Raw genomic sequence first — 26,056 nt, 5'->3', positions numbered from 1 at the left:
GCGAGAACAACCGTCATGGCATTTCCCCATCAAAGTGGCGCTTATTTTTATGGTTCAAGGAGTGCTGGTGTGCAATTGGCGCCCTAACTGACCGATTAACCAGGACACGCTATCAGCATTGCCGAGTTGCACAGCCAGTCTGGTCGTCGAGTCCCTCATGAAGCGCTTGCGGGCATCGTCCAGAGTCTGTTCACCCGTTAATTTCAAAACATGTTCCAGCATCCGATCAGTATTCTCGTAAGTGGTACTGCCAAAATCTTCCCATAGCCCGGAATCAGCATTCTCGAGCCTGAACAGCTGATTCAAGGGTGACTTGCTCGATAAGGCGGTCCGCTGAACATCAGTCAATGCTTTTTTGAGCTGCCTGGCCCGGGCGCTCGACGTTTCTATCAAGTCGGCAAAAGGTCTGGAGGCGTCGAGATAACCAAGGTCTTCTGTGTCGCACACAATGTGCGACAGTTCGTGGATCAAGGTGGAAGCGCGGGCATGAGGCCGGATGGGGAAGGATGCATCAGACATATAATTGCGGTAATGGTCTAGCTGCGGGAGAAAGAATTTCTCTGCCAGGTAGACTTTCCGCTGGAGGTCCGTAGGAATCGTGAAGGCGAAAGTACTTTCCCTTTCTTCATGGGTTCTCCCGACCACAAACCGCCTGGACTTGGCATCCCTGAGTGTGGGATCCAGCAAAGCACCAAAAATATCGCCGACGACTTTTTCGAGCATCGTCATATGCTCGGGCAGCACTGTCGGTACATCGAGAAACTCCATAATGAGCTGATGTACAGGAGTGTCCTTGTTACCCGAGGTTCTGAGTAGTTGCAGGTTGCGAAAAGCGTTCCAGGCATACGTGGTCGCCTGGTCAAGACTTTCGTCGATCACTCGAGCCCTGACGGGAAACAGCATGCGGATTTCTGCCATTCCATCGGCTTCGACATTCATGCCTCCCCTTACTGCAAGAGCTGTCTCCAATCGGTTGAGCATGCTGTAGCGCGGAGCCAGCGCTTTCAAATCCAGCACCCATTGTCTGGAGGTGTTCTGGCGAAGATCGGGACCATGGGCATCGTCGCCACCGATGCACCAACGCGCGCCCCGTTTTTTGAGTGGATACACTTTGCCTTCAACCGGTCCATAGTGTTTTTTTGTCGTCGGATGGGTGTAAAGCCCAAGCGTCGGGTTCGGCGTCAACGAGCCCAGGTCGACATCGGGACTCTCATAACGCTGCAAGTGAGTGCGTTCGGGAGCGGTGATGTCGACGTCTTTCCATTTGAACCGGGTGTCGGGTGTTGCGGGGGGCGGTTCATTCACGGCCGAAGATGGGGGCGTCTGGTTTTCCATTGATTGACGCAAGGTGGCGAGTTGCGCGATGCCGCTGATGAACGCCTTTATCGCGGCGCCCCACTTGTGCGTTTGCAGGTCTTCGGCGGACTGCTTGATGTCCCGGTAACTACGCCATACCGTGATCGGATACGCGAGTTTGCCCATGAAAAGCGTAAAAGCCTGATGCGAGTCCTCACCCAATACATGCTTGATGGTTGCCCATTCGCCTTGAGCATGGTTGTCCGACTGACACCCTAGTAAACGGGCGAGTAACGCAGCATTGTCGTTGAACAAGTGCCTGAACAGGTTTCCCTTGATCGGACTGGACGCCAGGGTGACTTCGTTGAGGCGATGATTGGTGTGCGCCATCCGGTTTTCCACCAGGATCCGATCAGGCTGCGGCAGATTCTTGAGTACCCAGTCGTGCAGCGCGCCCCGGGTCTTCATTTCGGTCACCAGTTGTCGTTCATTTTCATATTCTTTCACGCCATGCCGAGGACTATAGGGCGCTATAAGGACCTGTGGCCCTGCGTTGTCCGACGTTGAGCCGATCAAATAGAGGCCTGGCACTTTGATGGTCTGCCCGCTCCTGATACCGACGAACTCAAGTGGGCGGATGATCGCCTTTGCGCCGTCGACTGCGGCACGGGCGATGGCGTCGGGCATGTCCATGACTTGCCGGATCAGATCAAACCCGGTCTCGCCCAGACGCTCCTGCAGTTTTTCCGAATGGGCGTAGTGCATCAATTGCCAGGGCAATTGCGTGGCGAACCGCTTTCTGCGATCCGCCGCGCTGACGTGTGTATCGGCAAACGCAGTGTTCAATATCGCTTGCTGATGCTCGCCCAGCTTCAGGTTACGTATCAGGTCTTTGATGTAACTCTGGTCCATGTCGTCAGGAATGGCGGTGGCATTAAGCGACACCAGCTTGAAGGCGGCTTGTTCCAGATCCTTAATGTGGGTCAACGCAAACTCGGTAAGGGTTTGTATCACTGCCCCAGATGTCGGACGTGGGCGGATGTGTATCTCGACATTGTCTGGGTCAATGTCGAAGGCGTCTGCCTTGAGTTGCTTCTGCAATTCATGGTGTGCCGTGCGCGCCAACGTGCGAATGCCGCTCAGGTAGTCCTTGTCATCGGTGGCGTTATTCAGATATTGCTGAAGCAGCTCGCCGTGCAGCACCTGGTCTGCGATAGAGGCCTTTGCCAGCCATGCCGGAAGCATTTGCTGGGTTGTCAGGGACCGGGCGATGTCCGTTGCACGTTGTAACCCCGTCTTCGGTTCGCGAAGTGCCACCAGGTTCAGCAGTCTGGATAGGTTCGTAACGGAAAGCGGTGTCTTCAGTGCATCCTCGATGGACGTCAGGTCGAGGTGGACATTGGGCCTTTGTACATGATCGAAGAAATTGCCGTGTACCTGTTGCAGCGGTGCCAGGTTCACTCTCTGCCTGGGCAATCGCTGGCCGCGTCCGAGGTTTTCCAGCAGCGTGCTACGTTCATCTTCGTCTTGCAGGCGTCTTTCTAGTTCGGTCAGCAAGGGTTTGAGTGACGGGAATGCTTCGAAGCCAAGCGCCGGGGTCCATACAATGGCCTTGCCCGAATGTATCGGGTCCAGTCCGCCTCGTTCAGTCAGCACAAAACAACTGGCCAGTTTCAACAAGTCGGCGGAGTCGCCCACCTTAAGCGCCAGAGAGAACACGTCGGGCAGAAAGCCGTTAAGTGCAGCGCGTTGCAGGCGCACCGGGGTATCGAGCACCGTTTTGATGATCGCCTGTTCCGTTGCACCTAACGTATGGGCGACGGTTCGCAGTTTGAGTTCGCTGCGCAGCGCCGTCGACAGGGTATGGGTGAAGCTTGATTGCAAGCCTTCCAGCGATGAACCGACGATACGTTGCGCCTCAGCGACCGTGCGGGTTGCGGCGGGAATGGCGGGGTGGTTTTCAAGACGTTGTTCGAGCGCCTGTTCGACCGTGGAGAGCAGGCTCAGCTGTTCTTTAGCCGACTCGGCGCGCACGGTGGCCGGTTGCGCGCTCCAGCGCTGGTCTGCTTGGGTGCTCCAGCGCCCGGCGGCGTCGGGGACCAGCAGCCGATCGTCGATCAGGCCTCGAACATCCAACGCCTTGTCGAGCAGGGCGTGGAGGTTGAGCGTGCCTTCGCTTTCACGGTACCGGCTCAAGGCGTAGCTCAGGTTTTGCAATTGTTTGGCAAGCACGTCTGCCATCAGTTGTTCAAACACCGGACCGACAATCGGTTCACCGATAATCACTGGATCGTGGGGTTTCAGGTCAAGAAACGTGCCGCGCTCATCCAGCGACATGAAATTGAGCAGCGTGTCTTCATGCCCTTCGCTTTTCAGCATGCGCAACACGATGCTCTTGATGGCGGGCAGGTCGCTCGTGGCTTCGATGCCTCGGGATTGGCTGTACAAAAAACCGAGAGTATCGTCACCGCCGATCATCAAGGTCGAGGCCAGTTCTGCATAGTGCTTGTAGGGGGCGGTGACGCGCACTTTTTCGATACGCAGAGAAGCGCCCGGGGTGGGCGTGAGGCTGATGTTCATAAGGCGCAGGTATTGCTGCACGGACAAAACACCTTGCTGGCATTTGAGCAACAGATTCACGTGATAGGTGTCGCGCATGCACTCGGTTAAAAACTCGGCGCGTGATCGTCCGCCATTCATGGGCATGTTCCAGAACGTCTCGAGCAGGCTTTGCAGGTGTGGTGTAAAACTTTGCGCGATTTCCGTGATTGCACTTTCCCATGCCTGGTTATCGGCGTCGCTGCTCACGCCGTGTCGGGGGTTGGAAAAGATCCGGTAGTCGCCAACGGGCCATTGATTGGTCAGGTAATACTGCAGGAGGGCGGCGTCCAGCGGTAGCGCGGACGTCTTATGGCTATATTCGGTATTGTCGAAGGCCGAAACGGTGTTGATAAAACTCTCTACTCGCGTGTGGCGCTGATCCAATCCAGGGAAGGACCTGGCCAAGGCAATTTTGAGGGTTTCATCGAGCATCGCCTGCAGGGTCGGAGTCTTTATCAGCTCGCCCATCATCGCCTGGATGTTGTGTGCCCCATTGCGTTCGAGGAGGGCCTCCTGATCCTGAAATACCGCCCCTTCGATGGCTTGTATGGTGATGTCTGGCGCGGCGGCGGCCAGCACAGCGGTGCGTTGTTCGATTGAGAGGTAGCGCAGTAATTCTCGCTTTCCGGTGTCCTGCACCAGCCACTCCTTGAGTTTGCTTTTCGCGTCGTCCATGTCGGCGAATTTGATCAGACCTTTCCAGGGTGTGTAGAGCGTTACCTCGCCGTCATTGGGCCGGCTTATGGCAAAGGCACCGGCCAGTGGAATGTCGGCCGCGCCGGTCTGGCTTAGAAGCAATCGGTCGACGTGCATAGGTTTGCTGTGTTTCTTGCGCGCTACCTGGGTCGGGAGGTAAACGCCCTTTAACCATTTCAGGTCATCAAGGGTGAAGTTCAGCGCTTTCTCGCGATCACCGGGTTGTTTGGCATTGGATGCACGTTCTGCCTCGTCGAAAAAATACGGCAGTGCTGGAGTAGTCATGGTTTTTCCTCGATCGGCTGCGATCGCTGGCAATCGCAAGTTGTTGGGTCGAGGGAAAACAGTAGGGCCAACGGAAAGCCCGGGTGCGGTACATATTGCTTGAGCTGATTCTTTGTCGCAGGCTTGACAGGACGCCGGTAAAACAGCGCTTAATCGACGACTTTTTCGGTTGCCCAGTAACCTCGCTTGACCTGTTGCCCATACCCAATAATAAAACCGGAGCTTCAGATGACCGCATCGCCTGAAATGGCCGTCAATTCGAACACCCAAAACCTCGATTTCGGCGCGCTCGTTCAATTGCTCGAACAGATTTTCCTGCGCCATGGCACCTCAGCCGATGTCGCCAGAACCCTGGCCCTCAACTGCGCCAGCGCCGAACGCGATGGCGCCCACAGTCACGGTGTTTTCCGTATTCCCGGTTATGTGTCGACGTTGCAGAGCGGCTGGGTCAATGGCCAGGCCGTGCCGGTGGTCGAGGACGTGGCCTCGGGTTTTGTCCGGGTTGACGCCGGTAATGGATTTGCCCAACCGGCTCTCGCGGCGGCGCGGCCCTTGCTGGTGGAAAAAGCCCGCAGTGCCGGCATTGCGGTGTTGGCGATCCGCAATTCCCATCACTTCGCCGCTTTGTGGCCGGACGTCGAGCCGTTTGCCGATGAAGGGCTGGTGGCACTGAGCGTGGTCAACAGCATGACCTGCGTGGTGCCGCACGGTGCCGATCGTCCGCTGTTCGGGACCAACCCGATTGCCTTCGCCGCGCCCAGGGCCGACGGTGCGCCGATTGTCTTCGACCTAGCGACCAGCGCCATCGCCCATGGCGACGTGCAGATCGCCGCGCGCAAAGGCGAACGCTTGCCAGCGGGCATGGGTGTGGACAGCCTCGGCCAGCCGACTCAGGACCCGAAAGCCATTCTCGAAGGCGGCGCGTTGCTGCCGTTTGGTGGGCACAAGGGCTCGGCGCTGTCGATGATGGTGGAGTTGTTGGCGGCGGCATTGACGGGTGGCAATTTTTCTTTCGAGTTCGACTGGTCGAACCATCCGGGGGCCAAAACCCCCTGGACCGGGCAACTGCTGATCGTGATCGACCCGAGCAAATCGGCGGGGCAAAACTTTGCCGAACGCAGTCAGGAACTGGTCCGGCAGATGCATGGTGTGGGGCTCAAGCGGTTACCGGGTGATCGGCGTCACCTGCAACGCGCCAAAGCCAATGTTGAAGGCATTGCGCTCGATCCACAGACGCTGGCGAATCTGCGGGAACTGGCTGGGCTCTGAGCCTGCTCCCACAGGTTTCGCAGTGGTCAATGGTTCAACGCCGACCCAACAACAGACCAACCACCAGGCCGAAACCCGCAGAGATGGCCACGGTTTGCCATGGATGGCCGCCAATGTAGATCTCGGTGGCGTCGACCGCGGGTTTGGTCCGGTCACGAACACTGGTCACCGAGTCCCGGGCCTGCTGGAGTTTCTGGGCGATTTGTCCTCGAAGGGTGTCCGCTTCTTCTCCGACCAGTGAGGCACTGCTTTTCAGCAGTTTTTCCGACTCTTCGATCAGGGCCTGAAGTTCGCTGAAGACCTGATCCTTGATTTGATCATCGGCGACTTGATCGACGGTTTTGCGAGCCATTTGGTGTACTCCTTACAGTGAATGGACAGTGAGCAATGGAGTCTGCGGCGATTGAAAAAGTTGCAGCTATTTTGTGAGGTGGCTCAAGCGGACGCAGAGCGTCCATTGAGGCATTCCGTTGCTGCGCGTGGGAACGATAAAATCCAGCGCAGGACATTTCTTCCTACAGTGTAAGATGTCGCCTATTTTACGCAGCAGGTAATTCCCCATGAGCTTCAATCTGGCCGACAAACCCCTCGCCGAGCGCGCAGCGCTTGAAGATGAAAAATCCCGTCTGTTCGAACTCTGGCAAAACAACCTGGGCAAAGCCAAGGGCGAAGCCGCTCGGTTGTTCGGTGAGCGCGCCAAGCGCAAAGGCAAATGGGCGGAATGGGTACGCTCCGAACTCGACGGCATGTCGCCGCCGGAATTCGCGAACATGGTGCGCAGTGAAGTCAATCGCTTGATGGCCGCTAAATAAACGCCCCGGAAAAGATCGCGGCAATCGCTTCACGCACTTTCAACACCACCGGATCGAGCTGCGTGCTGGTGCGCCAGCCCAGTTCGATCGGGTAACGCGGCAGCGCCAAAGGGCAGGGCAGCAACGCCAGTCCACTGAGCGCCGCAATGCTTTGCGCCGCATGGGCCGGAATGGTCGCCACCGCCTGACTGCCCTTGAGCAGATACGGCAACGCGGCAAAATGCGTGGTCGACGCGCATACCCGCCGACTCAATCCCAACGCCGCCAGGCCTTCATCGGTAATCCCGATAAAACCGCCCGAAGACACCAGAATGTGCTCGCGGGCGACGAACTCATCAAGGCTGAGGATTTGTTGCCCCTCGGCCAAGCTGAGGGGATCCACCAGACACAGATAACCCCCTTCACCCAACACCTGACGGCTGAGTAAACGCTCGGCAAACCCGCCTGCGGTGATCGCCAGATCGATACTGCGTTCCATCAAGGCCCGGGCGACGATCTGGCTGTGGGTCTGGCGAAAGATCAGTCGCAGTTTCGGCGCACGGTGAGCGATGTCTTCGATCAATCGTCGCCCGTAGGCGATTTCGAAATCATCCGACAAGCCCACCGTGACCGAGCGCCCGTCGTAATGATGGGCCGCTGGATCGACCATCGCCAGGCTCTGGCGGCATTTGTTCAGTGCATCGCTGACCACCGGTTTCAGCTGGTTGGCCTTGAGCGTCGGCGCAAGACCTCGGCCAGTGCGCACGAACAATTGATCGCCATACACCTCGCGCAGCCGGCGCAATGCCGCGCTGACCGCCGACTGCGTCACGCCAAGACGTAGCGCGGCACGGCTGGCGCTGGACTCCTCATGCAGCGCTTCGAAGACTTTGAGCAAGTTGAGATCGACGGTGGCGATATTCATTTGGTTCATATCATTCAGCAGTGAGTCGGGCTTTATTCATGATCCTGTGGCGCCGGAGAATGAGCAACACCTCATTACTGACGGAGCCACCGTAATGCCCAAGTCAATTGTTGCTGCCCTGCAAATCGGCGCCTTGCCCGGCGGCAAGGCCGACACCCTCGATCAAATCCTCTCCTGGGAAACCGCCATTATCGAATCCGGCGCGGCGTTGGTGGTCATGCCTGAGGCGTTGCTCGGTGGCTACCCCAAAGGCGAGGGTTTTGGCACGCAACTCGGCTATCGACTGCCGGAAGGTCGTGAAGCGTTTGCCCGGTATTTCGCCAATGCCATCGACGTGCCCGGTACCGAGACCGACGCCTTGGCCGGGTTGTCCGCCCGCACCGGGGCCAACCTCGTGATCGGTGTGATCGAACGCGCCGGCAGCACCTTGTACTGCACCGCGCTGTATTTCGACCCGCAGGCAGGGCTGGTTGCCAAGCACCGCAAACTGATGCCCACCGGCACCGAACGACTGATCTGGGGCAAGGGTGATGGCTCGACCTTGCCGGTGATCGACAGCCAGGTCGGGCGGATCGGCGCGGTGGTGTGCTGGGAAAACATGATGCCGTTACTGCGCACCGCGATGTACGCCAAAGGCGTGGAGGTCTGGTGCGCGCCGACCGTGGACGAGCGGGAAATGTGGCAGGTCAGCATGCGCCACATTGCCCATGAAGGACGCTGTTTCGTGGTCAGCGCCTGTCAGGTTCAGGACTCGCCGCAAGCCTTGGGCGTGGACATCGCCAACTGGCCGGCGGAGCGCCCGCTGATTGCCGGCGGCAGCGTGATTGTCGGGCCGATGGGCGACATTCTCGCCGGGCCGCTGCGTGGCGAGGCGGGATTGCTGACCGCCGAAATCGACACCGATGACCTGATCCGCGCCCGGTACGACTACGACGTGGTCGGGCACTATGCGCGCCCGGATGTGTTTGAGTTGACGGTGGATGAACGAGCCAAACCGGGCGTGCGGTTCAACACATAAACCCAGTAGAAGGGCCAATGCAGTTCACTTAGGAGTGTCTCGAGTCAGAGAAACCTGTGGCGAGGGAGCTTGCTCCCGCTTGAGTGCGTAGCACTCACAAAAACTCGCAGTGGTTGTCAGATTTTTGGGGCCGCTACGCAGCCCAGCGCGAGCAAGCTCGCTCGCCACAAGGGTAGGCATGACTGATGAGTGCGCTTCGTCTAGTCTTCAGGTGTTCACACCCCTGTCAACGGATGGACTCGCCATGAGTTTGTTACTAGGCCCGATTCTGCAGTTTCGTGGCATCAACAATAATGTCTACAACGTGTCTGCCCTGGTGGTTTCACCCTTGGGCGGGCCTCCACCCACGGTAAAAGTGCCCAAGGGTGTGACTGCCGACACACCCTTGGCCATCGCCGATATCCCGCTGCTGAACCCTAATTCCCGGGTCTGGCGCATTGATTTCAAGGCGGCGCAGGATCAGGCCGTTGCCACCAGTTACACGGTTACCGTAGACAGTGCGCAGGCCAACTTCGTCGTTCCGGCCAAGGGCCAGTCGCCGCGCATTGCCTATGTGTCGTGCAACGGTTTCTCCGACCCCAAGGAGATGGAGAAGGTAGACCGGAATAACGAGCGTTGGGAGCACATGTGGGGCGCTCACCAGGGCGAGCCCTATCATCTGCTGTTGATGGGCGGCGATCAGGTTTATAGCGACGACATGCGCAGCAGTGTGCCGTCGATGAAAGCATGGTTCGCCAAACCCTTCGCCGACCGTCAAAAGGCCGCTTACAGCAAGGTGATCGAAGCCGATCTGGACAAGTTCTTCACCAGGCTCTACCTGGAATGCTGGAAACAGCCCGAGATGGCCAGGGTGTTCGGCGCCATTCCGACGGTGATGATGTGGGATGACCATGACATCATCGATGGCTGGGGTTCCTACGATGAGGTATTACATTCAAGCCCGGTGTTCCAGGGGCTGTTTGCCACGGCCAAACGCTATTTCAGGATTTTCCAGCAGCAACTGATCCAGACCCATCCTCACCTCAAACCGTCTGCTGATACTCATCCGTGCGCGATTCCCGGCACCGCTGACGGCTTTCACCTGGGGTTCACCGGCCTGGGCGAATTGGCATTGCTGGTTCCCGATTTGCGCAGCGAACGTGCGCCGGACTTGACCACCCCGCAGGCCCAACAAACCCGGGTTATTTCCCCGGTCAGTTGGGATGCGATTTATGCCTGGCTGGACAAGGTCCCTGCGCACAAGCACCTGTTGCTGATGTCGAGTATTCCGGTGGGCTACCTTGATTTGCAGGCGGCCGAAAAGGCGCTGGACGTGATGGTGGGGCAACAGGAGCTCGAGGACGATTTACGCGACCACTGGCGAAGCCTGCCGCACCGCAGTGAACGCAAGCGGTTGATCATGCGGCTGCTGGATTTCGCCAAAGCCCAATCATGCAAGGTCACGCTGGTGTCCGGCGATGTTCATGTGGCCGGGGCCTGTGTGATCGAATCGAAGTTGCCCCGGCATGGCATCGATGGCGCAGGGAAAATCTACCAATTGATTTCCACCGGCGTCGTGCATCCTGCGCCACCGGTGTTGGCGGTGCACTTTCTGGAGTCCATCGGTGGCAACCAGGAACAGATCGATTACGGGATCACCGGAACCATGTTGCCTGTTGGCGCGAGGGGGCGTTACCTGATCGCCGCTCGAAACTGGTTGGCGATCGAGCCGGATGAAGGCGGCAACGGCAAGACCCGACTATGGGCCAACTGGCACGTAGAAGGTCTGAAGCATAGTGTGACGCAGGTGATCGACCCCGTTACCTAGCGTGCTGCGGTTCACTTAAGCGATTTCAGCCGCGACGCATTCCTTGTAGCAGCTGTCGAGCTTGCGAGGCTGCGTTCGGCTGCGCAGCAGTCGTGAGTCCGGCTGCCGTGGTGTATCTGATGCACCGCATTGTCTTATTTGACGACTGCTTCGCAGCCGAACGCAGCCTCGCAGGCTCGACAGCTGCTACAGATCGCATTACGGCGTAAGTGAACAGAATTACGTTACTAGCGCGTTACCAGGTGCCGGAGGTCGAACCCGGCAGGCTGAGCTTCCCGCGATCGACAAAACGCATCGTGCCGAACGCGCCGCCAGCCAGTTTGCCGCGCAGTACGTAGGGCAGATTGTCCAGGGTTTGTGTCTGACTCAATCCGAGGGTCTGACGCAGCACCGTGAACGCCGAAATACTCACCGGCACCACTATGACTGCTTCGGAGAATCGCGGGATCGAGCCCGACTGGTCGCTGACGCCGGAGGCGAGTGGTCGGCCATTAACCTCTAGATCCAGCGCCACGCCGTTGTAGGCGATCGCGGTTTCATTGGGGTTCTGCACGCGCAGTTTTACCGCGAAGCGCACTTCCAGCTCCTGGCTTTGCAGCGGCTCGATACCGACCACGTTGATGTGCAGCGGGTCGCGACTGGGGAACAAGGCGCAGGCGCTCAGGGAGAGCAATAGAAGGGATAGGGACAGGGCTAGCAATCTGCGCATGAACATATTCTCGTAAAGAAAAAGGCCGAACCGCTCAAAGCTCGGCCTTTGAGCATTACGGACGGTTCAACTGTGCGACAACCACAGGCGACGTGGGTTCACCTTTGGCCGGAACATCCGGGTTCTGCATCACCTGAAGCACCGAGGCTTCCGGGTCGAACTCGTCTTCTTCCAGCTCGATGAACTCTTCGGGCAGGAAGATATTCAGCACGATAGCGCACAACGCACCGACAGTGATCGGCGATTCGAAGATGTTGTGCAGCGCCTTCGGCAGCTCGCGCAAGACTTCAGGCACCGCCGCGACACCCAGGCCCATGCCGAGGGAAATCGCCACGATCAGCATGTTGCGCCGATGCAGGCCTGCCTCGGCGAGGATCTTGATTCCGGCCACCGCTACGGTGCCGAACATCACCAGTTCGGCACCGCCGAGCACCGGTTTCGGCATCAATTGCAGCACGGCGCCGATCATCGGGAACAAGCCCAGCAGCACCAACAGACCGGCAATGAAAAACGCCACATAACGGCTGGCCACGCCAGTGAGCTGAATCACCCCGTTGTTCTGGGCGAAGGTCACCATCGGCATGCTGTTGAACACCGCCGCCATGGCTGAATTGAGGCCGTCGGCCAGCAGCCCGGACTTGATCCGACGGATATACACCGGGCCTTTGACCGGCTGCCGGGAAATCATCGAGTTGGCGGTCAGGTCACCAGCGGCTTCGAGGGGCGACACCAGGAAAATCACCGCCACTGGCACAAACGCCACCCAATCGAAGGAGAAACCGTACTTGAACGGCACAGGCACGCTCATCAGCGGCACGGCGGGCAGGCTGGCGAAATCGACCTGGCCCATGAACCACGCGACCGCATAGCCGAGGGCGAGGCCGATGACGATTGCTCCCAGGCGCAGGAACGGCACGTCCACCCGGTTCAACACCACGATAGTCCCCAGCACCAGTGCGGCAAGCGCCAGGTGGCTGGCCGCACCGAGATCCGCCGCACCGAAACCGCCAGCGATGTCGGTCATGGCGACCTTGATCAGCGACAGGCCCATGAGGGTGATGATGGTGCCGGTCACCACCGGGGTGATCAGCATCCGCAGCTTGCCGATGAACTGGCTCAACACCACTTCGATGAACGCGGCGAAAAAGCACACGCCGAAAATCGTCGACAGGATTTCATCGGTGCCGCCGCCTCGCGCCTTGACCATGAACCCGGCGCTAAGAATCACGCTAATGAACGAGAAACTGGTGCCTTGCAGGCACAACAGGCCGGAGCCTACCGGACCGAACCGCCGCGCCTGCACAAACGTGCCCAGCCCCGAGACGAACAGCGCCATGCTGATCAGATAAGGCACTTCACTTTGCAGGCCCAGGGCGCTGCCCATGATCAGCGTCGGAGTGATGATGCCGACGAAACTCGCCAGTACGTGTTGCAGGGCGGCGAAGACCGTGGCAGTCAGGTGAGGGCGGTCGTCGAGGCCGTAAATCAGATCGTTGTGGCGTGGGGAAGCGGTTTGTTCAGCTGCGGTCATGGTCAGGTGCGTGCCAGAAGGCGGGCCGGTCGGAAAAGGGAGCGCAGGATGCCAGCCGTGGGCATCGAGGGCAACGCTAAACGGTACAGGGGGCATGCACAACACCTGTGGCGAGGGAGCTTGCTCCCGCTGGGCTGCGAAGCGGCCCCAAAATCGGCCAGTCAAACCGCATATAGTGGGTTTGCGACTGCTGCGCAGCCGAACGGGAGCAAGCTCCCTCGCCACAGGAGATCAAACGGGCGCCGCGAATGCCGCAAGCAGATCCTCTTCAAAGGCCTTTTGCGCATCCCCCGGCACTTGTGCGCGATGGCGCGCCAGGTGGAACGCCACCTCGAAACTCATATCGCCCTGGCGCACGGCACGGAGCAACCCTTTGTCTTCCCAGCTACGGGCGAAGTGATCGGGCAAGTAACCCACGTGCTTGCCGGACAGAATAAAGGCAAGGGTGCCTTCGACCTGTTCGGATCGCGCTGAACAGAGCTTCCCCTGAAACGGCTCATCGCTGCGCAGGAAACGATAGGGGTGATCGACCCGGTCGCAGGCCTGGAGCGCTTGATCGTCAGGTGCGTCATCGGTGAACAGCGGATGCCCGGAGGCGCAGTACAGGTGCTGGGTTTCGGTGAACAGTTCACGGTAGTCAAAAGCACGCTGCGCCTGTGAGAAATAGCCGATCGCCAAGTCCAGCCGTTGTTGCAGCAACAGCCGTTCCATTTCGCCGGGCATGGCGCTGATCAACTCGATGCGCACCGATTCGTCCCGATCGCGAAAGCGTCGGATCGCCTCGGCCACCCGTTGCAGCACCGACTGATCAAGCGCTTCGGACAAGCCCAGGCGCACTTCGCCAATCAAGCGTCCGGCCACGCCGTTGGATTGATGGCGGAACGCTTCGATTGATTCGAACAAGGCGCGGGTGGCAACGAGCAACTGTTCGCCCTTGGGCGTGATCTTGAACCCGCCCTTGCCGCGACTGCACAGGCGATAACCGAGCCGGGTTTCGAGCTTGGCCATCTGCTGGCTGATGCTCGACTGGCTCAGCCCCAGCTCACCCTGGGCCGCGCTGAAGCCTCCGCATTCCACCACGCTGACAAACAGGCGCAGCAGGTGCAGGTCCAGATCATGCAGTTGGCCAAGCATCAAACATTACTCCGCAATAAAGTCAGGATAACTAACCTGGTATTTTTCCAATGTAACCGACGACGCATCCTGCAACCACTTCCTCCGGTCAGGTGTTCGTCATGGCTCCGCTCTTCAAGCTGTGTTTACCCGCGCTGTTCCTCGCCATGGCCATGCCGGCCCAGGCTGAGGAAAAAGTCCTCAATCTCTACAGTTGGGCCGATTACGTGGCGCCCGAGACCTTGCAGCGCTTCGAAAAGGAAACCGGCATCCACGTGCGCTACGACACGTTCGATACGCCGGAAGTGCTGGAAACCAAACTGCTCACCGGCGGCAGCGGTTACGACGTGGTGGTGCCGTCGTCCAGTGTCCTGGCGCGCGGCCTGGCGGCGGGAGCGCTGAAGGAAATTCCGCACGATGGCCTCAAGGGGTACGCCAACCTCGACCCGGACATGCTGGAAAAACTGGCGGCGGTCGATCCCGGCAATCGCTATGGCGTGCCTTACACCTGGGGCACGCTCGGGCTAGGGATGAATGTTGAAGCGGCAAAACAACGCTTGCCCAACATACCGCTCAACAGCCTGGACCTGCTGTTCAAGCCCGAATACGCCAGCAAACTGAAAGACTGCGGCATCGCGATTCTCGATTCGCCGCAAGAGGTGATTGGCCTGGCGTTGCATTATTTGGGTAAAGATCCCTACAGCACCGACAAGGCTGATCTGACAGCCGCCGACGCCCTGTTGCGTCAGCTACAGCCGTCGGTGCTGTACGTCGCCACCGGGCGGCAGATCAATGATCTGGCCAATGGCAGCGTTTGCCTGGCACTGACCTACAACGGTGACGCGAGCATGGCCGCCGATCAGGCGCGCAAGGCCAATAAACCGTTCGAGGTGGCTTACCGCATTCCACGTGAAGGCACACTGGTATGGCAGGACAACCTGGCAATTCCCAAGGATGCGCCGCACCCCGAAGCCGCTCGAGCCTTCATCGAGTTCATGTTGCGCCCCGAATCCGTTGCCGCACTGACCAATACGCTGTTCTTCGCCACGGCCAATCAGGCGGCGACGCCACTGGTGGATGAGGCGGTGCGCAGCGATCCCGACATCTACCCGCAGGCCGAGGTGCGTGAGCGGCTGTACGCCGACCGCAGCATGAGCCTCAAGGACATGCGTCAGCGCACCCGCCTGTGGACCACTTTCCGTAGCCGTCAATAAGCCAACAATAAGGAACACACCCATGGATGTCCCTGCACAGAACGATCAGGCCATGACCCGCGACAGTCTTTACGGGACTGCCGCCGAAAGCACCTACGCCGGAATCACCAGCTTCATGCGTCGGCGCTACAGCCGCGACTTGCGTGGCGTCGACGTGGTGGTCAGCGGCGTGCCGTTCGATACCGCCACCAGCAACCGCCCCGGTGCGCGTTTCGGACCACGCGGCATTCGGGCGGCGTCCACCGGGATCGCCTGGGAACGCCATTGGCCGTGGACGTTCGACCCGTTCGATCACTTGGCGGTGATCGACTACGGCGATTGCGCCTTCGATTACGGCGCGCCGCATTCGGTGCCGGAAAGCATTGAAGCCCACGCCGGGCACATCCTGGATAACGGTTGCGCGATGCTGACCTTCGGCGGCGATCACTTCATCAGTTATCCGCTGCTCAAGGCCCATGCCCGCCAGCATGGCGCGTTGTCATTGATTCACTTCGATGCCCATAGCGACACCTGGCCGGATGAAGAGGGCAAGCGTGTCGATCACGGCACGATGTTCTGGCATGCGGCCAGGGAAGGGCTGGTGGATCCGTCGCGTTCGGTGCAAATCGGCTTGCGCACCACCAATGACGATCATCAGGGCTTTCAGGTGCTGGATGCGCGGCAGGTTCATCGGCAAGGGTGCGAGGCGATTGTCGAGGCGATTCGTGCGCGGGTCGGCGATCACCCGGTGTATTTGACCTTCGACATCGACTGCCTCGACCCAGCCTTCGCGCCCGGCACCGGGACGCCGGTGTGCGGCGGCTTGAGCACGGTGCAGGCGCTGGAGATTCTCGGCGGCTTGCGCGGGATCAACCTGGTGGGGATGGACGTGGTGGAGGTGGCACCGGCCTACGACCACGCCGACATTACCTCACTGGCTGCGGCGACCCTGGCCATGGAAATGCTGTGTTTGTATGCGGCCAGGCATAAGGTCGATCGGTAACGGGCAAGCCGATGTGGCGGGTGGGGCTTGTGTGGCGAGGGGGCTTGTCGGACCGCCGCACCGCCCCGTTCGATTGCGAAGCAATCGTAAACCGGTCACTGCATTTTCTGATGCAAGACCGCGAAGGCTGGTTTTAGGGGCGCTTCGGACCCCAACGGGGGCAAGCCCCCTCGCCACATAAACCCGCTCCGGGCTGTGTCAGACTTTCGCTCCTGCCACTTTCTGACAGTAGCCTCTGCTAAGCTCCGGCGACTTCCAGAAAGGAGCCTGCCGACCGTGTCGCGAACCACTCGTTTACTGACCTTGTTACAAGTGCTGCGGGGCAAAAGTCGTCCGGTGACTGCCGCGACATTGGCCAGCGAGCTGGAGATTTCCGAACGCACGCTGTACCGAGACATCGCTGAACTCACCGCACTCGGCGCGCCGATTTTTGGTGAAGCGGGGATCGGCTATGTGTTGCGCAGCGGTCTGTTTCTGCCGCCCTTGATGCTCAATGCCGATGAAACCGAAGCCATCGTGCTCGGTTTGCGCTACGTGGATCAGCGTGGCGATGAGGTCTTGAGCAAAGCTGCGGCCGATGCCCTGGCAAAAATCGCCGCGGTGCTCGACCCGACGGCCCAGGACGCCTTGCGCAACCCAACGGTGCTGCCGGGCCCGCCGGGATATGGCTATCCGCAAAATGCCGTGCCATTGAATGTGTTTCGCCAGGCCATCCGCGATCAGGCCAAGTTGCATATCGATTACGCAGACGCCAACCAGGTGCCCAGCCAACGGTTGATCTGGCCACTGGCCCTGGGGTTTCTCAATGAGGTGCGGATCATCGTCGCCTGGTGTGAGTTGCGCAGTGCCTATCGCACGTTCCGCACTGACCGGATCTCGGCTGCCAGTGAACAGGGTGAGCGCTATCCGGGGCGGCGCAGCGACCTGTTGCGCACCTGGCGCAAGCAGATGCAACTGGACGAAGCAGGGCGTTTCACTCCTGACAAGAACTGACACTGGCTTGTTTTAGCATGGCTCCAGAATCAACTCACAAGGAGCCGTAAACATGTCCAATCCAGCCTCTTCACTGGCCCCCGCCATTGCCGCCTACATTGCTGCCGCCAATGCTCGCGACACCTCGAGGGTCGCCAGTTTTTTCGCTGAGGATGCCAACGTGTTCGATGAGGGGCAGCATCAGGTCGGCACGCAAGCCATCGCCCAATGGATGCAAGACACAGCACAACGTTATCAGCCGCGGGTCGAGGTGCTTGACGTTCAACAGCGCACCGGCAAAGTGCTGGTGCACAACCTGATCTCCGGCACTTTTCCCGGCAGCCCGCTGGAATTGCGCTATATGTTCCGCCTCAATGAACAGGGCAAGATCGCCCGGCTGGACATCTCTCTGTAACCACCGGCCCAGGCTTGGCGAGCCGCTATAGAGACGTATACTGCCGTGCATGAATGTCGACTCTCCCTTAACCGCCTGGCAACACGCCATCGAACAGAAGGGCTTCGTCCAGGACGAAGCCCAGGAACATGCCGTGTGGGCGCTGCAAAAATGCCACGAAGCCTTGCAGGAAGGCCGCGCGCCCATCACCGGCGTGTACCTCTGGGGCCCGGTCGGGCGGGGCAAGACCTGGTTGATGGATCAGTTCTATCAAAACCTGCGCGTCCCGGCCCGGCGGCAGCACTTTCACCACTTTATGGGCTGGGTGCATCAGCGCTCCTTCCAGTTGACCGGCACCGCCGACCCGCTGAAGGCCCTGGCCCGCGAGCTGAGCCAGGAAGTGCGGGTGCTGTGTTTCGATGAACTGTTCGTCAACGACATCGGTGACGCGATCATTCTCGGGCGCTTGTTCCAGGTGATGTTCGAACAGGGCGTGGTGGTGGTCTGCACCTCCAACCAACCGCCGGATCAGCTGTACGCCGATGGCTTCAACCGCGACCGCTTTGTGCCGGCGATTAGCGCGATCAAGCAGCACATGCAGGTGATTGCGGTGGACGGTGGAGAAGATCATCGTCTGCACCCCGGCGCCGGCCTGCAGCGTTATTGGGTGAACGTTTCGGGTCAGCCCGGCGCACTCGGCGACGTGTTCAAGGCCTTGACCGTCGGCCAGACGCTGTCCAGCGCTCCGGTGCAGATCGGCTACCGTTCGGTCAATGTCATGCAGGCCAGTCGAACTGTGCTCTGGTGTCGTTACGCCGAGGTCTGCGAGCAGCCTTTTGCCGCCATGGACTTCATGGCCCTGTGCGACACCTTCAGCGCTATTCTGTTGAGTGACGTGCCTAATCTCAGCGCGCAAAAACGCGAAGGGCGCATCGCCCGCGGCACTGAAGACGGTGTCGAGCGGGTGGCGGCGGGGGATCGCGAGTTGCCGCAGTTATCGGTGCATGACGACGGTGTGCGGCGGTTCATTGCCCTGGTGGACGAATGCTACGACCGCAAGGTGCCGCTGTACCTCGAAGCGCAGGTGCCGATGGAGGCGCTGTACACCGAGGGCTATCTGGAATTCCCGTTTCGCCGCACCCTCAGCCGTTTGCAGGAGATGCAGCTAAAACGTTTTGCCGAGGCTTGATGTCCGGGAGCAGTGAACATGAATCAGCCCTTGTCCCACCATTTGCTGACCATGGCCTATCAGAACGCCTGGGCCAATCACCGACTGGCCAAGGCCTGGATGCAACTGAGCCCGGCTGAGCTGGCGGCGCCGCGCGTCAGTTTCTTCCCCAGCCTGCGCGCAACCCTCAACCACATTCTGACGTGCGACTGGTTCTATGCGGACGCCCTGGAGCGGGAGTTGCGCGGTGACGAGCCGCATCCCGATTGCTATGTGTTTTTCAACCAGGATGAGCCATTCACCGACGGCGCCGATCTCAAGCGCGAGCAAGCGGTGGTCGACCGTTGACTGATCGCCTACTGCGAGCAATTGCGTGACGCAGAGCTCGGGCGAATCGTGACCATTGCGCGCGATACCCCGCAACACGACAGCCGATTACGCCTGCTGTCCCATCTGTTCGAGCACCAGATTCACCATCGCGGGCAGGTTCACGCGATGCTCAGTGGTACGTCGGTCAAGCCGCCGCAACTGGACGAGTTCTTCTGTGCCGGTGAGGCGGGGTTGAGGGCCGAGGACTTTGCCGAGCTGGGATGGACCGAGGCACTGATCTGGGGCGCTTGAAAGTGCGAAATTACAACGGGATCCGGTTGTCGGCACCCCGGCGCTCGCGATAATGTCGCAGGACCTTTCAGTGCGCAAGAAGCGAACTGGGGCAACTTCATGTGTGATCGAGGGTGGAAATGGAATCCGCAGAAATTCTTGTGCTTCAGGCCAGTTACAGCAACCCGACACATGCCGAGGCGATTTGTCTTGTATTGAACCATTACGCCGAAGACCCAATGGGTGGCGGTAAGTCGTTGCCCACCCATGTGTTGCAACAACTGCCGGGGGAGCTGGCCAAGCGGCCCCATGCCTTCAGTGTATTGGCGTTTGTCGGTGGCGAGCCGGCAGGGCTGGTCAATTGCTTCGAAGGCTTTTCGACCTTTGCCTGTCGGCCATTGGTCAACGTGCACGATGTGGTCGTGGTGTCGAAGTTTCGCGGGTTGGGACTGAGCCAGAAAATGCTGCACAAAGTCGAGGACATCGCACGTCAGCGCGGCTGCTGCAAAATCACCCTGGAAGTGCTGGAAGGCAATCCAGTGGCCCAGGCGTCTTATGGCAAATTCGGTTTTTCACCCGGCATGTTCGACCCGGCGCACGGCCGGATGCTGTTCTGGACCAAAGCGCTTTAGTCCTCCGAGCCATAAAAAAGGGCACCCATCAGGACGCCCTTAATTCATCTGTAGCAGCTGTCGAGCACCGCGAGGCAGCGTTCGGCGGCGAAGCCGTCGTAAATCCTGAATGCACAGTGTGTCTGACAGACCGCAGCGCCTGATTTTACGACGGCTGCGCCGCCGAACGCTGCCTCGCGGTGCTCGACAGCTGCTACAGCGCTACAGGTCGCGGGTTCTTCAAAACTACTGCTTAACGACTGCCGGGGCGACCGGCGCGGCCTTGGGTTTTATCAGGCTGAAGTCGATCAACGGCCGCTGCTCACGCTCGTAAGGGTTGCCAATCATCAATGGCCGAGGCTTGAAGCTGTCGCTGACCAGGCTTTTGCTGCGGTCCAGTTCGTCGAAACTCAGGCCGGCCAGATCCGCCCAGGTGTGAATCAGCTGGGAGCTACTGTACGGCCGACCCAGATCAGCGGCAAAACTCCAGTCATGGCTTTCGCGCCATTTCGGCGAGGCCCAGGCCATGAATGGAATGGTGTACATCGGCGCGGTCGGCTTGTTCTCGTTGCGGCCCAGGGTGTTGTGGCCAGCGGAGTCGAACACGTCTTCGCCGTGGTCGGAGAGGTACAGCAGGAAGCCGTTTGGATCGGTCTTGGCGTAGTCCTTGATCAGGCTCGAGACCACGAAGTCGTTGTACAACACCGCGTTGTCATAGCTGTTGTACGTCGGCACCTGATCGTCACGCACGCCGTCCGGCACGCCGTTGCGGTCGGTGAACTTGTTGAACGTCGGCGGGTAACGATACTGGTAGCTCATGTGCGTGCCGAGCAAATGCACGACGATCAGCTTGCGTGGCGCCGCATCGGCCAGCGCCTTGTTGAACGGCTCGATCACATCGCCATCGTACTGGGCGGCGTTCTGGTTGCGGTTGTTGTTCAGGTACGCCTGCTCGTCGGCCTGTTCAGAGAAGGTCGTGAGCATGGTGTTGCGCTTGGTCATGGTCTGCTGGTTGGTGATCCAGAAGGTTTTGTAACCCGCCTGTTTCATCATGCTGACCAATGACGGTGTCGTCAGGTAGAGGTCCGGGTTTTCTTCGTCGGCGAACGTCAGCACCTGCTGCAGCGCTTCAATGGTGTAGGGGCGTGGGGTAATGACGTTATCGAAAACCGCCAGTTGGTCCTTGAGCTTGTCCAGTTCCGGGGTGGTTTCCCGCGGGTAGCCGTACAGGCTCATGCGCTGACGGTTGGTGGACTCGCCGATCACCAGCACCAGGGTCGCCGGCTGATTGGCCATCGAGTCGGTGAAGTTCTTCAGCGGCGGGATCTTGCTGGCGCTGTCGAGCATGTCTTGCATGCCGGCCAGGGTACCGAGGTAACGGTGATAGGCCACGGCCATCTGCCACGGCACGGCGGGCTCGATGCGGGTTTCGAATTTATCGAAGCCTTCCGCCAGGCTGCCGGTGTGCGCGGTCTGCTTGATCAGCGGGTAACCGATCACGGCCAGCACAATCGCCGTCGCTGCAATCAGCGCCTGGACGCGTGGCAGGTACACCGGACGCACGCGGGTCCAAAGGAAATACGCGAACGCGGTGTGGGCGAGGAACGCCAGTACCATCCACCAGGCAAAGTATTGCGTCATGTACTCGCCGGCTTCAGACACGTTCGATTCGAACATGATGAAGATGACGCTCTGGGAGAATTCCTGCTGATAGATGAAGAAATAACCCAGGCTGGCCATCGAGCAGGCCCACAGCACCACGCCGATCAGCGCGGACATCACACGGGTTTGTTTGGGGAATAACAGCATTGGCGCGAGCCAGACGGCGCTCATCACAAAGGCCTGGCGGAACCCGCTAAAACCGGAGGTGCCCGTCAGTTGAATCAGCAGTTGGGTGATACCGGAGAAATACCAGAAGAACAGAAATAACCAGAGAAATCCTGCCCAATCAAAACCATTCGCAGACGTTTTGCTGCGTTTAAACAAAGCCATTCAACACTCCAGCCTGATGATCGGCCGTCGGCACTCTCCTTGTTACAGACGAACGGATGCCGCTCGCAAAGCAAGCAGCCACAAAGGGCCGGAGTATCGCCAAGCAAGTGTGAAAACTTTGTGAGTTGTCGAAGCGGTCAGGATTGCAGCGAGAAGGAAACAGCGGCGGCTGATCCCTTCTCTCAAACGAAGGAGCAGGCGAGGAGATCAGGCGTGAGGAGCACGTTGGGTGATGGGCAAGGGCTGAGCCTGATTGCCTTGGGTCAGCAGGCGCAATTGCGCAACTTCCCGTTTCAACTGATCGCGCTCGTCTTTCAACTGGCGCAGTTCATCGCGACGGATCGTGACGTAAAGGGTTTGTGCTGGCAGTGCGGTGTGTACGGTGCCCATTGCTCACCTCGCAAATGGCGGTATCAACTGTAAGTCGGCTCCCGAAATCGGGTGCTCACTTACTATCGGCGCCAATTTTGATTTCTTTTGCCCCTGAAGGGAACTTTTTTATTTTTCATTGTCGTTGTGTCTTCGGCACGATTCCCGACGTTATCAGTCTGGATCGGGCACAATGCCCGGAAACTTCATCCCGCCGCTCTGGACTAACCTTCACTAGTCGCGTTGGGCTATAACCTTAGACACACTTTATTTGTAGTAGGGAGCATCAGTACATGCAACTCGGGATTATTGGACTGGGCCGCATGGGCGGTAATATTGCGCGGCGCCTGATGCTCAACGGGCACACCACCGTTGTTTACGACCGCAATACCGCTTTTGTCGACACCCTGGCCGAAGAGGGCGCTACCGGCGTCGCCGATTTGCCAGCCCTGGTCGCTGGCCTGGCCAAGCCGCGCGCGGTGTGGGTCATGCTGCCCGCCGGCGCACCGACCGAAGACACCATCGACACCCTGAGCACCCTGCTTGAAGAGGGCGATACCATCATCGATGGCGGCAACACCTTCTATAAGGACGATATCCGTCGGGCCAAAACCCTGTCGGAAAAAGGTCTGCATTACATCGACGTCGGCACCTCCGGCGGCGTCTGGGGCCTGGAACGTGGCTACTGCATGATGATCGGCGGCGATGCCGAGACGGTTAAGCGTCTTGACCCGTTGTTCGAGTCCCTGGCCCCGGGTATGGGCGACATTCCGCGCACCAAGGATCGCAAGTCCGATGACGATCGCGCCGAGCGCGGTTACATCCACGCAGGCCCCGCCGGCGCCGGCCACTTCGTCAAAATGATCCATAACGGCATCGAATACGGAATGATGCAGGCCTTCGCCGAAGGCTTCGACATCCTCAAGACCAAAGCCAGCACCAACCTGCCGGAAGATCAGCGTTTCGACCTGAACGTGGCTGACATCGCCGAAGTCTGGCGTCGTGGCAGCGTGGTCTCGTCCTGGCTGCTCGACCTGACCGCCGATGCGCTGGCGTCCGATCCGAAACTCGACGGCTACTCGGGTGAAGTGGCCGACAGCGGTGAAGGGCGCTGGACCATCGAAGCCGCCATGGAACAAGCGGTGCCGGTACCGGTGCTGTCGAACTCGCTGTTCTCTCGCTACCGTTCGCGCGGGCAAGGCAACTTTGGCGACAAGATTCTCTCGGCCCAGCGCTTCGGCTTCGGCGGCCATGTGGAGACTGCGAAAAAATGACCCACGTGATCCGCAGGAAATCCAAGGCAGAACCCGCACCGCCCACCACGCTGTTTTTGTTCGGTGCCCATGGTGATCTGGTCAAGCGCCTGCTGATGCCGGCGCTGTACAACCTGAGTCGCGATGGTTTGCTGGGGAATGGACTGCGGATCGTCGGCGTTGATCACAACGCCATCAGTGACGAAGCCTTTGCCAAAAAACTCGAAGATTTCATTCGGGCGGAAGTGGCAGCCAAGGTCGGCAAGGGCGATCAGGCCCTTGATCCGGCGTTGTGGGCAAAATTGGCCAATCACATCAGCTATGTCCAGGGCGATTTCCTGGATGAACGCACTTATGACGCGCTGGCGGCGAAAATCGACGCCAGCGGCACCGGCAACGCCATCTTCTACCTGGCCACCGCCCCGCGCTTTTTCAGCGAAGTGGTGCGGCGTCTCGGGGCTGCCGGATTGTTGCAAGAAGCCCCTGAAGCGTTCAGAAGGGTGGTGATCGAAAAGCCTTTCGGCTCGGATCTGTACACCGCCGAAGCCTTGAACGCGTGCTTGCTCAAAGTGATGACGGAAAAGCAGATCTACCGGATCGATCACTATCTGGGCAAGGAAACCGTGCAGAACATTCTGGTCAGCCGATTCTCCAACAGCCTGTTCGAAGCCTTCTGGAACAATCATTACATCGACCACGTACAAATCACCGCCGCCGAAACCGTCGGCGTGGAAACCCGTGGCAGTTTTTATGAGGTCACCGGCGCCCTGCGGGACATGGTGCCCAATCACCTGTTCCAATTGTTGGCGATGGTCGCCATGGAGCCACCGGCGGCGTTCGGCGCCGATGCGGTACGCGGCGAGAAGGCCAAAGTCATCGGCGCGATTCGCCCCTGGTCGATCGAGGAAGCGCGAGCCAACTCAGTGCGCGGCCAATACACCGCCGGCGAAATCGATGGCAATTCGCTGCGCGGTTATCGTGACGAAGCCAACGTCGCGCCCGACAGCACCACCGAAACCTATGTCGCGCTCAAAGTGATGATCGACAACTGGCGCTGGGTCGGCGTGCCGTTCTACCTGCGGACCGGCAAGCGCATGAGCGTGCGCGACACCGAGATCGTCATTTGCTTCAAGCCGGCGCCGTACGCGCAGTTCCGCGATACCGAAGTCGAAGAACTGCAGCCGACCTACCTGCGGATCCAGATCCAGCCCAACGAAGGCATGTGGTTCGACCTGCTGGCCAAACGGCCGGGACCGGCGTTGAACATGGCCAATATCGAGCTGGGCTTTGCCTACAAGGATTTCTTTGAAATGCAGCCGTCCACTGGCTATGAAACCTTGATCTACGATTGCCTCACCGGCGATCAGACGCTGTTCCAGCGTGCCGACAACATCGAGAACGGCTGGCGTGCCGTGCAGCCGTTTCTCGACGCCTGGCAGCAGGACGCAACCCTGGAGCGCTATGCGGCCGGCGAAGACGGGCCACAGGCCGCTGATGAGCTGCTGACCCGCGACGGTCGCGTCTGGCACAGCCTCGGATGAGGGACGTCACGCAACAACCCATCCGTTTTCTGCTCAGTGACATGGACGGCACGTTGTTGCTGCCCGATCACAGCCTCAGCCAGCGCACCATCGAGGCCGTCCGCGCCTTGCGTGACGCCGGCGTGCTGTTCAGCCTGGCCACCGGGCGTCCACCAAAAGCCATGTTGCAGCAAATCGAAGCCCTGGGCGTTGATTTGCCAACGGCGGCGTTCAATGGCGGCACGATCGTCAACCCGGATGGCAGTTTGCTGGTGGCGCATTATTTGCCGGCAACGGCGGCGCTGACGGCGCTGGCGCTGTTTGCCGATCAGCCGGATATTGAAGTCTGGGTGTTCAGCGGTGGTGACTGGCTGTTGAAGGACTCGAACGGCCCGATGGTCCCGCGAGAACAACATGGCCTGGGTTATCCGCCGGTGGTGGTCGAGAGTTTCGAGCCTTGCCTGGCACGCATCGACAAGATCGTCGCTGCCAGCAACAACACCGAACTGTTGATCGAGCTGGAAGCGCGGTTGCTGGCCAAGGTCGAAGGCCAGGCGCAGGTGTCGCGTTCGCAGCCGGTCTATCTGGACGTGACCGCGATGCAGGCCAACAAGGGCGCGGCACTGGCGACACTGGCCGGGTTTCTCGGGGTGTCGCTGGAACAGACCGCCGCCATGGGCGACGGCGGCAATGACCCGGCGATGTTTCATCGTGCCGGGTTGTCGATCGCCATGGGGCAGGCGGAAGAGGCGGTGAAGCGTCAGGCCGACGTGGTGACCGGGGCCAATACCGAAGACGGCGCGGCCCAGGCGATCGAGCGATACATCCTCAAGCGCTGAATACACAACCGATTGTAGGAGCTGTCGAGTGAAACGAGGCTGCGATCTTTTGATCTTAAAAAATCAAAATCAAAAGATCGCAGCCTCGTTTCACTCGACAG

At 59.5% G+C, this 26,056-nt stretch carries 21 protein-coding genes and 1 pseudogene; 14 read left to right on the top strand and 8 right to left on the bottom strand.

Features of this window, described 5'->3' with window-relative positions; translation table 11 throughout:
* Positions 1-54: 54 nt before the first annotated feature.
* Complete coding sequence (locus tag ACEN9A_RS15985; RefSeq protein WP_258668568.1) at positions 55-4,878, bottom strand: M35 family metallopeptidase; 4,824 nt, start codon at positions 4,876-4,878, stop codon at positions 55-57.
* A 228-nt stretch (positions 4,879-5,106) separates the two neighbouring features.
* Here ACEN9A_RS15985 and ACEN9A_RS15980 point away from each other — a divergent pair, with 228 nt between their 5' ends.
* On the top strand, positions 5,107-6,147 hold the full coding sequence (locus tag ACEN9A_RS15980; RefSeq protein WP_258668566.1) for an Ldh family oxidoreductase: 1,041 nt from the start codon (positions 5,107-5,109) through the stop codon (positions 6,145-6,147).
* Positions 6,148-6,181: 34 nt separating this feature from the next.
* Here ACEN9A_RS15980 and ACEN9A_RS15975 read toward each other — a convergent pair whose 3' ends face one another.
* Positions 6,182-6,499: an ElaB/YgaM/YqjD family protein gene (locus ACEN9A_RS15975; RefSeq protein WP_258668564.1), complete on the bottom strand. Its 318-nt coding sequence runs from the start codon at positions 6,497-6,499 to the stop codon at positions 6,182-6,184.
* Between the two features lie 208 nt (positions 6,500-6,707).
* On the opposite strand from ACEN9A_RS15975, the gene ACEN9A_RS15970 reads away from it, so the two are divergent.
* The gene (locus ACEN9A_RS15970) at positions 6,708-6,959 is read left to right on the top strand and encodes a hypothetical protein (protein ID WP_007937833.1); all 252 of its coding nucleotides are present in this window, start codon (positions 6,708-6,710) and stop codon (positions 6,957-6,959) included.
* Here ACEN9A_RS15970 and ACEN9A_RS15965 read toward each other — a convergent pair.
* Entirely contained in the window at positions 6,952-7,872 is a 921-nt protein-coding gene (locus ACEN9A_RS15965; protein ID WP_258668561.1) for a LysR family transcriptional regulator, read from the bottom strand. The two genes, ACEN9A_RS15970 and ACEN9A_RS15965, sit on opposite strands and share 8 nt — an antisense overlap.
* A gap of 85 nt (positions 7,873-7,957) precedes the next feature.
* Here ACEN9A_RS15965 and ACEN9A_RS15960 point away from each other — a divergent pair, with 85 nt between their 5' ends.
* Together ACEN9A_RS15960 and ACEN9A_RS15955 are read left to right on the top strand one after the other, a co-directional pair.
* The gene (locus ACEN9A_RS15960; protein ID WP_258668559.1) at positions 7,958-8,881 is read left to right on the top strand and encodes a carbon-nitrogen hydrolase family protein; all 924 of its coding nucleotides are present in this window, start codon (positions 7,958-7,960) and stop codon (positions 8,879-8,881) included.
* A 244-nt stretch (positions 8,882-9,125) separates the two neighbouring features.
* Positions 9,126-10,688: an alkaline phosphatase D family protein gene (locus tag ACEN9A_RS15955; RefSeq protein ID WP_258668557.1), complete on the top strand. Its 1,563-nt coding sequence runs from the start codon at positions 9,126-9,128 to the stop codon at positions 10,686-10,688.
* A 235-nt stretch (positions 10,689-10,923) separates the two neighbouring features.
* On the opposite strand, the gene ACEN9A_RS15950 is transcribed toward ACEN9A_RS15955, so the two are convergent.
* The 3 genes from ACEN9A_RS15950 to ACEN9A_RS15940 all read right to left on the bottom strand — a co-directional run bounded on the left by ACEN9A_RS15950 (position 10,924) and on the right by ACEN9A_RS15940 (position 14,062).
* On the bottom strand, positions 10,924-11,397 hold the full coding sequence (locus tag ACEN9A_RS15950; RefSeq protein ID WP_258668556.1) for an LEA/WHy family protein: 474 nt from the start codon (positions 11,395-11,397) through the stop codon (positions 10,924-10,926).
* 55 nt (positions 11,398-11,452) lie between these two features.
* Positions 11,453-12,928: a nucleobase:cation symporter-2 family protein gene (locus ACEN9A_RS15945; RefSeq protein ID WP_258674185.1), complete on the bottom strand. Its 1,476-nt coding sequence runs from the start codon at positions 12,926-12,928 to the stop codon at positions 11,453-11,455.
* A gap of 231 nt (positions 12,929-13,159) precedes the next feature.
* Positions 13,160-14,062, bottom strand: coding sequence for a LysR family transcriptional regulator (locus ACEN9A_RS15940; protein WP_258668555.1), 903 nt, complete (start codon positions 14,060-14,062; stop codon positions 13,160-13,162).
* Between the two features lie 101 nt (positions 14,063-14,163).
* Here ACEN9A_RS15940 and ACEN9A_RS15935 point away from each other — a divergent pair, with 101 nt between their 5' ends.
* The 7 genes and pseudogenes from ACEN9A_RS15935 (at position 14,164) to ACEN9A_RS15905 (ending at position 20,003) form a co-directional block, all read left to right on the top strand.
* A complete protein-coding gene (locus ACEN9A_RS15935; RefSeq protein ID WP_258668554.1) occupies positions 14,164-15,255 on the top strand; it encodes a polyamine ABC transporter substrate-binding protein in 1,092 nt (363 codons plus the stop codon).
* Positions 15,256-15,277: 22 nt separating this feature from the next.
* Positions 15,278-16,237, top strand: coding sequence for an agmatinase (gene speB / locus ACEN9A_RS15930; RefSeq protein WP_258668553.1), 960 nt, complete (start codon positions 15,278-15,280; stop codon positions 16,235-16,237).
* Positions 16,238-16,513: 276 nt separating this feature from the next.
* Positions 16,514-17,230 carry a helix-turn-helix transcriptional regulator gene (locus ACEN9A_RS15925; protein ID WP_019579228.1) on the top strand — a complete coding sequence of 239 codons (717 nt, stop codon included), beginning with the start codon at positions 16,514-16,516 and terminating at the stop codon, positions 17,228-17,230.
* Between the two features lie 52 nt (positions 17,231-17,282).
* Positions 17,283-17,624, top strand: a complete 342-nt coding sequence (locus ACEN9A_RS15920; protein WP_008010768.1) for a nuclear transport factor 2 family protein — start codon at positions 17,283-17,285, stop codon at positions 17,622-17,624.
* A gap of 49 nt (positions 17,625-17,673) precedes the next feature.
* Positions 17,674-18,792 (top strand): cell division protein ZapE, encoded by a 1,119-nt coding sequence (gene zapE / locus ACEN9A_RS15915; protein ID WP_258668551.1) that lies wholly within the window; start codon positions 17,674-17,676, stop codon positions 18,790-18,792.
* 18 nt (positions 18,793-18,810) lie between these two features.
* A pseudogene (locus ACEN9A_RS15910) lies at positions 18,811-19,392 on the top strand (DinB family protein).
* Between the two features lie 119 nt (positions 19,393-19,511).
* Positions 19,512-20,003 carry a GNAT family N-acetyltransferase gene (locus ACEN9A_RS15905; RefSeq protein WP_018926090.1) on the top strand — a complete coding sequence of 164 codons (492 nt, stop codon included), beginning with the start codon at positions 19,512-19,514 and terminating at the stop codon, positions 20,001-20,003.
* A 225-nt stretch (positions 20,004-20,228) separates the two neighbouring features.
* Here ACEN9A_RS15905 and ACEN9A_RS15900 read toward each other — a convergent pair whose 3' ends face one another.
* Positions 20,229-21,974, bottom strand: coding sequence for a phosphoethanolamine transferase CptA (locus tag ACEN9A_RS15900; protein WP_258668550.1), 1,746 nt, complete (start codon positions 21,972-21,974; stop codon positions 20,229-20,231).
* 207 nt (positions 21,975-22,181) lie between these two features.
* Positions 22,182-22,364 (bottom strand): DUF6026 family protein, encoded by a 183-nt coding sequence (locus ACEN9A_RS15895; protein WP_019579222.1) that lies wholly within the window; start codon positions 22,362-22,364, stop codon positions 22,182-22,184.
* A gap of 272 nt (positions 22,365-22,636) precedes the next feature.
* Between ACEN9A_RS15895 and gnd the strand changes: the two genes are divergently transcribed.
* From gnd to ACEN9A_RS15880, 3 genes are read left to right on the top strand one after another with little or no spacing between them, the layout of a single operon-like run.
* Positions 22,637-23,617 carry a phosphogluconate dehydrogenase (NAD(+)-dependent, decarboxylating) gene (gnd, locus tag ACEN9A_RS15890; protein ID WP_258668549.1) on the top strand — a complete coding sequence of 327 codons (981 nt, stop codon included), beginning with the start codon at positions 22,637-22,639 and terminating at the stop codon, positions 23,615-23,617.
* The gene (zwf, locus tag ACEN9A_RS15885; RefSeq protein ID WP_258668547.1) at positions 23,614-25,137 is read left to right on the top strand and encodes a glucose-6-phosphate dehydrogenase; all 1,524 of its coding nucleotides are present in this window, start codon (positions 23,614-23,616) and stop codon (positions 25,135-25,137) included. The genes gnd and zwf overlap by 4 nt, the downstream gene beginning before the upstream one ends.
* Entirely contained in the window at positions 25,134-25,955 is an 822-nt protein-coding gene (locus ACEN9A_RS15880; RefSeq protein ID WP_258668544.1) for an HAD family hydrolase, read from the top strand. The genes zwf and ACEN9A_RS15880 overlap by 4 nt, the downstream gene beginning before the upstream one ends.
* The last annotated feature ends 101 nt before the right edge of the window (positions 25,956-26,056 follow it).

The sequence above is a fragment of the Pseudomonas sp. Pseusp18 genome, from assembly GCF_059506005.1.
The sequence above is the reverse complement of the archived record's forward strand: the minus strand, read 5'-3'. Positions and strand labels throughout refer to the sequence as shown.